This is a genomic window from Qipengyuania qiaonensis (genome assembly GCF_019711515.1).
Lineage (GTDB): Bacteria > Pseudomonadota > Alphaproteobacteria > Sphingomonadales > Sphingomonadaceae > Qipengyuania > Qipengyuania qiaonensis.
The window spans coordinates 119,090-132,370 of the sequence record NZ_JAIGNO010000007.1 but is presented as its reverse complement, the minus strand read 5'-3'; the positions used below and the strand labels follow the sequence as shown (position 1 = coordinate 132,370).

7 protein-coding genes are annotated in these 13,281 nt (G+C 60.9%); 4 read left to right on the top strand and 3 right to left on the bottom strand.

Features of this window, described 5'->3' with window-relative positions; genetic code table 11:
* Positions 1-98 precede the first annotated feature (98 nt).
* The 4 genes from K3174_RS12060 (at position 99) to K3174_RS12045 (ending at position 6,039) form a co-directional block, all read left to right on the top strand.
* Positions 99-3,545 carry an autotransporter domain-containing protein gene (locus K3174_RS12060; RefSeq protein WP_221558721.1) on the top strand — a complete coding sequence of 1,149 codons (3,447 nt, stop codon included), beginning with the start codon at positions 99-101 and terminating at the stop codon, positions 3,543-3,545.
* A gap of 134 nt (positions 3,546-3,679) precedes the next feature.
* Positions 3,680-4,276, top strand: coding sequence for a lysozyme (locus K3174_RS12055; protein WP_221558711.1), 597 nt, complete (start codon positions 3,680-3,682; stop codon positions 4,274-4,276).
* 88 nt (positions 4,277-4,364) lie between these two features.
* A complete protein-coding gene (locus tag K3174_RS12050; RefSeq protein ID WP_221558709.1) occupies positions 4,365-5,462 on the top strand; it encodes a hypothetical protein in 1,098 nt (365 codons plus the stop codon).
* Between the two features lie 10 nt (positions 5,463-5,472).
* The gene (locus K3174_RS12045; RefSeq protein WP_221558707.1) at positions 5,473-6,039 is read left to right on the top strand and encodes a fasciclin domain-containing protein; all 567 of its coding nucleotides are present in this window, start codon (positions 5,473-5,475) and stop codon (positions 6,037-6,039) included.
* Positions 6,040-6,047: 8 nt separating this feature from the next.
* On the opposite strand, the gene K3174_RS12040 is transcribed toward K3174_RS12045, so the two are convergent.
* The 3 genes from K3174_RS12040 to K3174_RS12030 are packed head-to-tail and all read right to left on the bottom strand — an operon-like array spanning position 6,048 to position 13,241.
* Positions 6,048-10,259: a translocation/assembly module TamB domain-containing protein gene (locus K3174_RS12040; protein ID WP_221558705.1), complete on the bottom strand. Its 4,212-nt coding sequence runs from the start codon at positions 10,257-10,259 to the stop codon at positions 6,048-6,050.
* Positions 10,259-12,433: an autotransporter assembly complex protein TamA gene (locus K3174_RS12035; protein WP_221558702.1), complete on the bottom strand. Its 2,175-nt coding sequence runs from the start codon at positions 12,431-12,433 to the stop codon at positions 10,259-10,261. Before K3174_RS12035 ends, K3174_RS12040 begins: the two co-directional genes overlap by 1 nt.
* The gene (locus K3174_RS12030; protein ID WP_221558700.1) at positions 12,399-13,241 is read right to left on the bottom strand and encodes an arginyltransferase; all 843 of its coding nucleotides are present in this window, start codon (positions 13,239-13,241) and stop codon (positions 12,399-12,401) included. The genes K3174_RS12035 and K3174_RS12030 overlap by 35 nt, the downstream gene beginning before the upstream one ends.
* Between the last annotated feature and the right edge of the window lie 40 nt (positions 13,242-13,281).

Below are 13,281 nucleotides of genomic sequence, written 5' to 3'. Positions count from 1 at the left end.
AGGTTAGGGCCTTTTCTTTTCGTTCTTCCCCGTTCTAGAACAATCGCATGCGCGAGTTGGGCGCGCGGACGTATATCATTTCCGGAGGGACATTTCTGATGAAATCTAATTTCACCCGCATGGGCGGACGGCTTATGGCTGGCGCGGCTACTATTGCCCTGTCGGCGGTTGCACTGAGCACGCCTGCGCATGCGATCGTGCCGAACGACAATGTCGATCCGAACGCAGATCGTTCGGAAGGCGGTGCCCTCGATACCGATGACGAATTCAGCGGCATAGGCATGTTTTTTCGCGCTGATGGTTTCGTCTGCTCGGGATCTCTGATCAATCCGCGAACTGTCCTTTTTGCGGCGCACTGCGTCAACGATCGCGCCGCGACCGATTACAACGTCGACAATGTCCCCGCTGCGTGGTCCTTCAACCCTAACGCCCTTCCCGGGTTTCAGAACTGGTTTGCAGGCTTTCAGAGCAACCCGGATCTGGCGGTCTTCAATGTCAACCGCATCTACTACGACCCGCGTTCGCTCGAGGATCCAGCCGCGCTCGGCTTCCTCGAAGGCGACGTAGCGATCGCCAGCCTCGACACTCCGGCAGCCAATCTGCCGACCTGGTCGCTGCTGTTCTCGCCGCTCCCGGACCCAGGCGCGATCGACGATGTCGACGGCACCGGCTATCACGTGAACATCACCGGTTACGGCCGTTCTGGCAACGGCACGAATGGCGACATCCAAGGCATCGATTGGCGCCGCCGCGCGGCCGAGAACATGATCGGTTCGCTCACCTCGTTCGACGCGCGCAACACCTTCCTGTTTGGCGATCCTTCCGGCGACCTGCCGCAGGTCCTGTATCGTCTAGACTTCGACGATCCCAACAAGACCAACCCGTTCGACTTCAACCTCTACAAAGACGAACCCCGCGAAAACGAGGGCACGACAGCCGGTGGCGACTCGGGTGGTCCGCTGATCCTCGACGCCGCCAACAACGCGATCACCGATGAAGATCTTGTCATTGGTGTTCTGTCGGGCGGCTCGCGCTTCTTTGGGGCGCAGGAGTTCTCGAGCTACGGTACCGAAAGCTTTTACCAGCCATTGTTCCTGTACTGGGACTGGATCGCCGCGAACAATCCCTACCGTTACGTCACCGCCAAGGCGGGCGACGGTGCTTGGGAAGATGCAAGCCACTGGGAAACCACGCTGGATCCGAACTACCGCATCATCGACGCAGACGGCAATATCGTGAACGGTGTGCCGACATCGCCGGGGGCCGGGACCGAGGGCGGCGCTCCCGAGTGGGGCGAGGTCTGCTTCGATCCCGAAGGCGACAATCTCGGCGATGGATGCCAGGATTTGTCCACCGGCGAGTTCACCCCTCCGGCCCGCAACGTTGGCGACACAATGAGTTCGGGTATCGGCAAAGCCGACGCCGACATGCTCGACGCGCTTGGCGGCGGCACCAGTGCTACTCCCGAAACGGCCAGTGCCGCGGAAGGCGTAGCCTTCGGTAGTAGCGGTGCCCTATCGCGTGATAGCCTGATCAATGCCCATGAAAGCCAGAACGGCGCTCCGGAATTCTCCGAGGAAGCACCACATGCCAGCGATGGCGGCAGTCCTGAATTTTCGGACGATCCACTGCCCGATCCGACGCTAGACAACGGCCTGCCCGGCGCGTCGGACTTCGTGCCCGACAATATCGATCCGGTCGTCAGCACGGATGCCACCGTGAACGTCGACCCACGTTACTTCGACGTAACACTGGGCAATGCTGGAACCACTACGCTGAGCAGCGCGGTTACGATCGACCGCCTGACCGTGCTGAGCACCGCCGGCCTGAATATCACCGCCGATGGCAGCCTGACTTCGCTGATCGACATCAGCCAGTTCGGCGGCACGATCACAGTCGATGGCGCACTGAACTCGGTTGGCGACTACACGCTCTTTGGCGGGGCCCTTCAGGGAGGCGGCACGATCACGGCGCCTTTCGTGACCAACATCATGGGCGCGATTTCGCCGGGTACGATCGGCGGCATCGACACGCTGACCATCGACGGTTCGCTCGTCCTCTCCTCAGGTTCGACCCTGATGATCGACATCGGCGCGGACGGCGCTTCGGACCTCGTTGCGGTTACGGGTGAAGCATCGGTCGGTGGCGTCGTGGCCATCGGTCTAGGCAGTGGGACGCCGGCCTATGGCAATGGTCAGCAGTTTACCGTGCTGACTGCGGATGGCGGCGTGACCGGTACCTTCGTCGAGGGCGATATCTCGGCCATTCTCAGCCAGACGTTCACCTACACCGATACCGCCGTGCTGATGGAGATCATCGTTGCGAGCTACGCTACGGCGATCGACAGCACCGACCCGGTGCAGGTAAGCTATGCGCAGCTGTTCGACCAGAACCGCACCAACGCGGCCCTGGCCTACCTCTATGTGTTGGACTTTGCCGATGCCGATACCATCCAGGCTACTTTTGAAGGCCTGGCCCCGGTCGCGGAATCAGCTGTCCGTCAGCTGACGGCACAATCCTACAACCATCTCCAGTCGTTCAACGCTTCGCGTCTGCGCGAATCGGATCTGGCCAGCTCGGGCGGCACCATTGCCACACTCGGGAGCCCGATCCAGACCGCTCAAATGACGACCTCGCGCAGCAGCCAACCGGTGCTGGCCGGCGCGCTAGGCCTCGACCAGGCCAGCGAACCGACCCGCGTCCAGCAAGGCGCCATTCGCGAGGATGTGGGCATCTATGTAGCTGGCGGGCTTATCCGGGGCAGCGGGACGTCCACGCCCGGCTACACCACCGAGAAAACCGATGTGGATGGCTATTTCTTCGCTGGGGGCATCGAGTATTTCCCCAGCGAGAGTTCGATGGTCGGCCTGTCGGCCTACTACTCGGATCTCGAAGCGGACGTGGTTCTCGGTCAGGAAGCGGACTCCAAGATGCTCGCCGTATCGCTCTACGGCAGTGTTAAAACCGAGGTCGGTATCGTTGTCGACGGTCAGGTCAGCCTCACAGATGTCGATATCGATACCACCCGGACGGTGTCTTTCGTCGGCGATACGCAAACACTGACGAGCGAAAGCAGCGATGGCGGGCTTGCCGCCGCAGTAGGCGTTTCGTACGATATCGAAGGTGCCTTCGGTACGATCTCGCCGGGCGTCGAGCTGCGTTATGCGGACCATTCCTTCGATGTCGTCGAGGAGACCGGAGGTCCGTTGGCCTTGCGTATCGATCGCGAGGATTTCGAAAGTCTGCAAGGACGGATCGGGCTCGATTACCAGAAGGTTAGCGGTACGGTGCAGATCGATGCTCATGCCGATTGGGTGCACGAATTCGAAGACGGACCTCTCGCCGTTGGCGCGCAGTTCGCAGCGGGCAATGGTCCGGCCGTGCCATTCGCCGTAGCCAGTACGGACTCGGACTGGGGCGAAATCGGGCTATCGGCGCAGTTCGGTACCGGCGCAGTCCAGTTCGGCCTTGGCGTCGACACAACGATCTCGCGCAAGAACGCCAATGCACAGTCATACCGGGCCATGGCGACCTTCAAGTTCTGACCGAACTGCGGAGTCAGCGCTCAAGCGGCAAGGGTCGTCCGGGAAACCGGGCGGCCCATTTTTTTGCCAGAATTCGTTTTCCTACTCCCGCCGGGCGTGCCTAATACGTCGGCCTCATTTCACGGAGGCCTCAGATGTACCGCAAACCGCTATTCGATGCCGTCAGGAAGTTGCTGGGCAGGACATTCAGTCAACCCGAAGTCGAAGCCCTGGACACTGCAATCGAGACAATGGGCGATCTCCCGCGGATCGATGATTGTGGCACTCTGTCGCACAGTATCGGCCCTCAGGGCATCCGGCTCATCCGAGAGTTCGAAGGTTGCGCGCGCCTGCGACCGGACGGCTTGGTCGAGGCCTATCCGGACCCCGGCACCGGTGGAAGCCCCTGGACAATTGGCTGGGGCGCCACGGGCCCGGGCATCGGCAAAGGAACCGTCTGGACCCAGCAGCAATGCGATGCGCGCCTGGCCCTGGATATCGAGCGCCATGCGCGCGATGTCGCGGAAGCGCTAGACGGCGCGCCGACCGATCAGGCTCAATTCGATGCGCTGGTCAGTTTCCATTACAACACTGGCGCCATCGGACATTCGACCCTGCTCAAGCGGCATCTGTCGGGTGATTACGACGCTGCTGCAAAGGAATTCGGTCGCTGGAACCGTGCGGCAGGTCGGGTTCTCCAAGGGCTCGTCCGCCGCCGAGCCGCAGAGGCAGCACTCTATCGTTCCCGGTAGGAACCGCAGAATACCGCCATTGTTTGCACCAAGATTAGCCGGAACCGGAAGCCCGTCGTTCCCGTTGGGCGAACAAAGGAGTTCTAAGATGCGTACCTTGTTGATGGGTGCAGCCGCCATCGCACTGGCTGCGAGCGGAGCCTATGCCGAGCCGGGAAAGGGTAACAACAACAAGGGCAACGGCAAGAATCAGGCTGCAGCCCAGGTCGAGCGCGGCAAGGCCGACCGTGGCGCACAACGCTCGGATAGCGGAAAGTCAGATCGCAGTGCGCAGAAGTCGGGCAATGCCAAGTCTAACCTCGGCGCACAGCGCCCCGACAATGGAAACAATCGCGGCAAGGCCGAAACACGCACCGAAAAGCGGGTCGTTCAGCAGCAAGAGCGTAGCAATCAACGCAAAGAGCCTCCACGACAAGTTAAGCGACGCGACGATCGAAAAGAAGCGTCTCGTCAGGCCGATAAGCGCACCGACAGTCGTGTAGATCAGCGTCCGGACCGCCGCGATTCTGGCCAATATGATCGCAAGACTATCCGTTATGTCGATCGCGCGCGTTACGACCGTGACCGGACTTTCCTTGTCCGCGATCGCGATCGCAGCGTGATTGACGGGTGCCCTCCGGGCCTCGCCAAGAAATACAATGGCTGCATGCCACCAGGGCAAGCGAAGCAGCGCTATGAAAATTACCGGCCATGGAATGGCTACGATTATCGGCCGCGCCTGTTCGGGCTGACGAACTACAGCACAGGCCGCTATTACTATGACGACGGCTATCTGCTGCGCCCCGCCAGCAATGGGCTGATAGCGGGTTATATTCCCCTGCTCGGCGGCGCTTTGGCAGTTGGGAACCCGTGGCCATCGAACTATAACAGCTACGCCGTTCCAGATTACTATGTCGACTACTACGATCTCGGCCCCGCCTCGTCCTATCGCTATGCCGACAATGTCATCTATCGGGTCGATCCCAGCGATGCCGCAATCATCTCGGTGGCGGCATTGCTGACCGGAAACGAATTCGTGATCGGGCAATCGATGCCGCAGGGTTACGATGTGTACAACGTCCCTTACGCTTATCGCGACAGGTACTACGATACGTCGGACGCATCATATCGATATTCGGACGGCTACGTGTATCAGATCGATCCCGAAACGCAGCTGATCTCCGCTGCGATCGACTTGCTGATCTGAGGTGGCTGATATGATCAATACATGGAAAACGGGTCTGGCCGCGCTGGCGCTCGCCTCGCTGCCGCTCGTCTCCGCTTGTGGCAAGGAGGAGTCTAACGATCTCCAAACTGCGACCAAGGACGACGGCACACTGACGCTCGCTGCTGCATTGGGTGCCAATGACGATCTGGGCACCCTGCGCGAAGCCATCGGGGAATCGGAGCTATCCGGCGTTCTCGATGGCTCCGCCAGCTATACCGTTCTGGCTCCCAGCAATGAAGCGTTCGAGGCACTAGGCGAAGAAAGCTCGACGCTGTTGGAAGCAGAGCAACGGCCCGTACTCGTTGCGATCCTCCGCGATCACCTACTGCCTGGGCATTTGACTCCCGAGGCCATCGGCGAGGCGATCGAACAGAACGGAGGACCAGTCACGATGGCCACTCTGGGCGAGGCCGACGTGACCTTTTTCAAAACGGGTGACAACCTCACCGTAGCAATGGAGGACGGCGGAACCGCGACGTTCAGCGGTACGGCAATTGCCGCCAACAATGGCGTGGTGATCCCGATCGATACTGTGCTGCTTCCGCCCAAAGGCTGAGCCCTCGCCTAGTAATCTCGGCTGATCTCTGCGACGACACTTTCCCGCCCAACAGTCGAGACTGCCGCAAGCAGCGACAGCCAGCTGGTTACACGAAACTCAACCTCGGTAGCACTATAACCACGACCATCGGTGATGATTTCCGCGTAGAAGCGTCGACCAAAGTTCTTGCCGAGCGCGATACCGGTTCCACGACCCAGCGCAGCGTCGGCGCCTACGATACGCAACCGATCGAGCCCGATAGCCGATCGCAGCTGATTGATAGGATCCATCCCACCGCCGCCGCGTAGGCTCGCAACCGCGGCGCCTAGCTGAAGTGCGTCGGTTGCAGAAAGACTGGTCACGGATTCTCCGAACAGCAGGCGCGCGAGTAACTCTTCCTCGGGCAATGAGGGGTCCGAACTGAATGCGATCTGGGGCTGCGTCGCGCTCCCACTGACCATCACATCGACTGTCAATCCATCGCGATCGGTTTCGGCCACAATATCGAGGCGCGGATCGATGGGGACGTCGACATCGAATTCGATCTCGCCTTTTGTAAGCTCAAAGCTGGTTCCGGCGAAAGTATAGTTACCCCGCACCACTTCAGCGTTGCCACCAATGCGGGGATCGTCCGTCGAGCCGCGCAGGACGACATCTGCCGCCCATTCGCTGTCCAGCCCCATGCCATCGACATCGATACGGCTGGTTGCCTTGGCGTTTATCAGATATCGCCACGGTCGTGCGGACGCTGCCTGTGGGGCCCGGTTGGCCGGTGCGTTGATCTCGCGGGTCGCGATCTGGGGGATCCGCAGATCGTCGGCGGCGGTTCCCAATGTCCAACTCGCGCGGTTGATGCGAACCTTACCGGCAATGGTTCCACCCAGCCCATTTGAAACGATCCGAAGTGGTCCCGTAATAGTGGCGCTGAGACCACCGGTATCGAGCAGGCGCGCATTTTTTGCCGATGCGCGAAGGTCGATTGTCGGTCCGCGAATTTCCAGTATCCTGCCCTCGACCCTCTCACCAAGTGTGCGGAGGTCAACAATCCCGCTTCCGCTTATCGTCCCGCCATTCGTTGTATTCCCGGAGAATCTCGCGAATTGCAGGCGCGAGCCCTGGAAGCGTCCCCGCATCGAGATGTCCCGGATGTCGGTGCCCGACAGCGAACTGCGAAGCTGCAGCGCGTCACCAGATATCGAGCCGCGAACGGTTGGATCCCGCAGTGTGCCGGTCGCATCGGCGGCAATGGCAATCGGCCCGGTGATGTCGAATGTGTCGAGTGCCGCGAGCCGCCATAGGCTCTCCGCCGCTCCACGGTAGCGCAGCTGACCGAATAGGCGGCCAGTCCGCAGGCGGTCGAGCAGAGGGCCTTCGGCGGGCAGATCAGCTATCCGCGCCTGCAAACGCCCCCGCTGGATGTCCTCGTTCTGCAGAATGGCACGCGTCTCGAGTTCGGCCTCGGTCAGTCTCGCCACCAATGCAACATCAACAGGGCGCGCCGTGAGCACGAGGCCGGAACGCGTCAGGTCGTCGATTTTCACCTTGGCTTCGCTGACGGGCACCATGTTTGCACCGGTACGATATTGGATCGTACCTGAAATGGTGCCGCCAAGCCCGGTATCGGAGCTGAACACATCAATCAGAGAAAGCGGCATGCGCGCAAGCTTGAAATCGAAATCGAGATCTCCTTCACCGAAGCTGCCCGCCGCGATCATCCCCCCGTCACCATATGAAAGCTGGGTAGGTGCCAGACGCCAAGTACCGTTTTCGGCACTCGTCAGCACCGCGCGGCGCGGCATCGATATGCGCCGACCGGCAAACTGACCCCGAGCGGCAACGGCTACGCGTTCGGGCCGAATTTCAGCATTTGCGTCCAGAACAAAGCGTCCACTGCGCCGACCTGCGAGCGAAGCATCCACTCTGCCAACACCGTTCTCAACCTCGCCACGAGCGGCAAGTCGGGCAATGAACAGCGTGCCGTAGGAAAGCCCCGCGGCCGTGCCTGAACCGGAGAAACTCGTTGCGCCTTCGCCGATGAGGCCCGACGCATCAATATCGGCACGCGCGACGCGCAACGGCGTGTCTCCACCGAAGCGTGCGTCGCGGGCTCTTAGGTCGATGTCGAGCCCCTGCCCGCCGCTCCGCGGTGCCAGTGCCACCGTTCCGTTCAGGCCCCCTCCGGCAAAAGTCAGCGTTCCGTCCGCGCCATCATCGACCAGCGCAATGCCACCCGTGACATTGGTGTCGGACACGCGCATCCGCTCGATCGCAATCCGGGTCGGCCCGTTGGCGGGCGCGACCAGGCCCAGTTGGCCCGCAAAGGGGCCGAGGATGGAATTGCCCTCGGTGTCGATGGCGAAACCGTTGTCCGTAGGGGCGATCGCGACACGAACATTATCAAGACCCGTTGCGGGTTGTGCAAAAACCAGTGCAGCACTGGGGCCGGCATCGGTGACGCTCGCCTCGACGGTAAAGGCGCCATAGTCGACATGCGTGCCGCTCCCGGCTACGCGGGTCGTCCCATCACGAACGCTGCCATCGAGAGCAAGCTGTATCTTGCTCGCATTGACGCGCAGGCTATTGAAGTCGAGCGGCGCATTGCCCCCGACCGCAATTCCGCCGCGCACTCGGATGGGAGTTCCCGCGAGGTTGGCCAATGTCGCGTTGGTGACCGGTGCGATCCGCGCATCGAGATCGGCGGACAGGCGCCATGGCGCTTCGGGCGCAAGTGTGAAATCGATAACGGCGGTGCCGCCGACGGTGCCGATGTTGTCCAGCGCCAGACGTTGTGCCTGGACCGGACCGCGAATTTGATAACGTCCTGCTGACAGGTCTCCACGCAAGGCGAGGTTTGCCGAAGTGCCCGGAAAGGTCACCCGCAAATCGTCGGAAAGCAGAGTCGAGCCGCTGAGGACGATCGTGCCTCGTCCCGCACCATTCACCAGCCGCGGATCAACAAGCTCGTTACCGCTCGTGATCCTGGCGAGCGTAACTGCAAGCGGCAGCGTCCAGCGTGTGCCATCATAGCGTGCAGTGCCCTGCTGCCGCAGCCCGGCAAGCCTGGTACCGCCGAAGTCGAATTCGCCTACCCGGGCATCGTGAACGATTGCGAGATCGTTGAAAGCGCCGTCGATGGTCGCGTCAAGCCGTGCATCGCGTAGCGCCAGTCCCTCTCCCAGAAGGTCGGGATCGCGGACTATCGCGGTAAGTTCGAGCTCTTCCGCACTATTCTTGGCAAGGTCTATCAGGCCTTCCGCATCCACGCCCAGACCGCTCCCCACCAGAATCGTCCGCCCATCGAACCTCCGGTTGTCGATTGCGATATCCGCTTTCAGCGCAACGTCATCACCAAGTGCCTGCGCCGGAATTCCGGCAAGGAAATCGGATGGATCGAACTTTCCAAGCAGACCAATGCGGCCTGCGCGGTTGGTAATGCGCATCGCAGCGACACGTTCATCCTCACTGCGGACAAGCAGGCGTCCCGTCCACTGCGACCAGGTTCCGTCGCCGCGAATTCGCGCAACGTATGGCGTCTCCAGACCGGCCATTTCCGCGATCGGTCCATCGACCGCGGCGTCCAGATCGAGCGATAGGTCAAAGTCGTCGCCGTCCGGCTCGGCATCGACCAACAGGGCGAGCCGGTCGCGCTCGCCCAAGCGCCCGTCAATATCGACCATGAGGCGCCGGTCGGCCACCTGCGCACTGCCGGTCAGATCGACACGTTGCGGCCCGTCGCCTGCTATACCGCGTGCGATCGTAAGGTTGTCGATCTCCAGTCGCTCGACGGACATGTCGAAGCCCGGTAGGATAGGGCCTTCTTCCTCACTCGGCAGGAACTCCGGGATCCGCGCGAGCGTGGCCCGCCGCGTTGCAAACGTGTCGATTTCGAGCCGGTTCGACAGCCATGCCCCGGGGTTCCAGTCGACTTCAGCACGGGGAATGGTCAGAAAAACGCCCTCGGGATCGGACACACTCACATCGTGCAGCACTGCTGCGCCGTAGAGATTGCCTTCTATTCGTCCGATTCGGATATTGAGGCCGTTCGGGAATGTTTGTTCGGCGATCCGGCTGGCGAGAAAGCGTTCACCAAGCGGGGTGTTGAGTAGAACAACCGCACCTACGACCAGCAGAACAAATGCAACTGCGATACCCAGCAGCCACTTGGCTGCTCGGGCAATGCGCGAGCGACGAGGTGCGGAAGCAGGCTCGGCATCCACGAGAACATCGTTGTCCGCCATTAGAAGGCCTGCCCGATCGAGATATAGACGCCGACGGCGGAATCGTCGGGTTCGGGGTTTAACGGAATGCCGACGTCAAGCCTGAGTGGGCCGAAACCTGTTGCATAGCGCACGCCCAGCCCGGCACCGAACTTGATGGATTGGAAGTCCGGCGATGTGCCGGTGGAGACGCTGCCCGCATCTATGAAAGGCACCACCGACAGTGCTCCGTCGAACAGGCCCGTGCCGATTCGCCCTTCCAGCGAGACTTCGACCAGACTGCGCCCTCCGGTCGGCTCGAGGAATTCGTTCTTGGGCCCGATCGCCTGGTAGCCATAGCCGCGCACGGATCCGCCACCGCCCGCATACAATCTGCGTGACGGGGCGATGCCAACGAGTTCCGCCCCCTGAATGCTGGCGAAACGGACTCTGCCGGCGATTACGTTCTTTTCCCCGATCGACTGATAATAAGACGCGTCGACCTGGTTGCGCAGGTAATAATACTGTTCCCCCTGGGTCCGGGAAGTCTCGGGGCCCAGAAACCCGGTCAGACGGAAACCGCGCGTAGGATCAAGTAGCGAATCGCTCGTATCGATCGTTGCCCGACCGAACAGCGAAGCGATGAAATAGGTCTGGCGGGGGCGCGCAATGCCATCGACCACCCGATTACGTTCGTCGGTTGCAAGAACCTCCGCACCCACTCCCCATGCCAGCGGCTTCTGGAACAAGAGGGTCGAGGTGCGCTCGTAAGTACCCGTCAGCGCAATCGTGTCGGCATCGTAGGCGACTGTGTCCACGCTCGACGCATAGGCATCCACGGTCAGGACCTTGTCCCTGCCGCGGAAATTGTTCTTGCGGAAAGTGACGCCAGCGAGTTGTTCTTGAGTACCGAGAATGCCGCGCAACCGCAGCGAGCCTTCCGAAGGGAAGAAATTGCGGTGTTCCCAGCTAGCCTGGATACGTGCGCCTTCTTCCGATCCATATCCGATTGCGCCCGATATGGTGCGAAGCTTGGCCCGCTCCATCGTGACATCCATAGCGACCACGCCTGGCTCGTCTCCGGCAGGTGGAACGACTTCGCGCGCTTCTACACTCACGGTCGATACGAGCCCTGTGGCGATAATGGCACTGCGCAAATCGAACTCAAGACTGCGCTTGTAGACATCGCCCTGATCGAACCGCGCGATAGTGGCAAGGTGACGACTCGAGAGGAATTCGTCGTCGCTACTGACCACGTCCCCGAAAACGTATTTTCCGTTCGGACTGACAGGTACGGTAAGATCTCCCTCGACCCGCTCGTGATCGATCAGCAACTCAGGCTCGTCGATCTCGGCAAAAGCGTAGCCGTTTTCGCCCAGAGCGCGATCAAGGTTGAAGCGTTCGGTCAGGATCGTATCGGATTGCAGGTAGTCACCGATCTCGATCCCGAAGGATTTGCGTAATGTCACGGCATCGACCGACGTGTCGAGATCGCCGAGGTCGATAGCTCCGTAGGTGTAGCGCGGTCCCGGAATGACATCGAAACGACCGCGCGGGCGCTGATCGGTGGCATCATCACCAGCCTCCCGCGTTCCGATCGTACGAATGATCTCGCCATCGTAATATCCGTAAACCCGAAGCAGCGTATCGAGGAGTTCCTGATCCTTCTTTGCCCTAGCAGCAAGCTGGGCGACGTTCTCTTCGCCGTCGTCGAGTTCCTCGATGGTCGAGAGTGCCTCGAACCGGTCGACAAAGTCGTCGCGTTCGCTGAACGGCGGTTCCTTCTGCGGGAAACCAAGCACCAGCGTATCGGACAATTCCTCGATATCGGCTTCGTCAAAAGCAATTTGCGGCGCATCTTCGAGCAATTGGACGAACTCTATGTCATCCTCAGGCTCGAGCGGTTCGAGCGGCTCCAGTTCAACATCCTCCGGCCACGCCACCGACATGTCTGGAACCTCGGAGATAGGAGATTCTGCTTCAAGTTCGGACAAAGCGTCCGCTTCGGGCACGCTCTCTCCATCGGTGCCCTGTTCGGCCCACGCATCGGGATTGTCCACCGCGCTGTCGGGTATCAGTTCCTCAAGCGAGGATGGTACTTCGCCTTCTTGAGCGGCGAGTGGTGCTGCGCCGACAATCGCAATGGCAGCTAAACAAGTCGCAAGCGGAGAAACGGCCCGGCTAGTCGGCGATCTTGTATTCCGCAGCAAGCCCATCCTTTGCCGGCAGGGCTTCGTCCCGGCGCCGGGCGCGTGGGGCGGTTGCGTCGGCAATGAGCCGTTTCTGCTCTCGCTCGGGCATACGCTCCCACCCACCGCGGGTAAGCCGTTCGAGGGGGCGATAGCGGACCTTGTATTGCATCCGCTCCGCACCTTCGACCCAGTAGCCGAGATAGACGTAGGGCAGGCCGCGCTGTGCCGCCCTGCGGATGTGGTCGAGGATAATGTAGTTCCCAAGCCCGGCGCGTCCCTCGTGCTCAGGGTCATAGAAGCTGTAGATCATCGACAGCCCATCACCCTGGTAATCCGTGAGGCAAGCTCCAACCAAGCGACCCTGCTCAGCGCCGATCCCCGGCTCACGATATTCAATAACATAGCTCGATACGCTGGTATGTTCCACCATATCTGCAAAATCGGTTTCCTCCATCTGCGTCATACCGCCACCGGGATGACGCGCAGCGAGGTATTTCTGCAGCAATTCGAACTGTTCCGAGGTCGCCCAAGGGCGGCATTCGGTGGCGATCAAATCTTCATTCGCCTTCAGCGTGCGCCTTTGACTGGACGATGGCTTGAACTCTTCGGCCACTACGCGGACCGATACGCACGCCTGACAATCGAGGCACGAGGGGCGGTATGCGACCGTCTGGCTGCGCCGGAAGCCGATACGGCCCAGTGCCTCGTTCAACTCGTCGGCATTCTCGCCGCGCAGCTCCGTGAAAACCTTGCGTTCGCTCTTGCCCGGCAAATACGGACACGGCGCGGGGCTGGTCACGAAAAAGCGGGGAAAGCGAATCGGTGCGGTCACTTTGTGCTGCATCCCTTCAAAGGTTAAGAAATCCTTACCT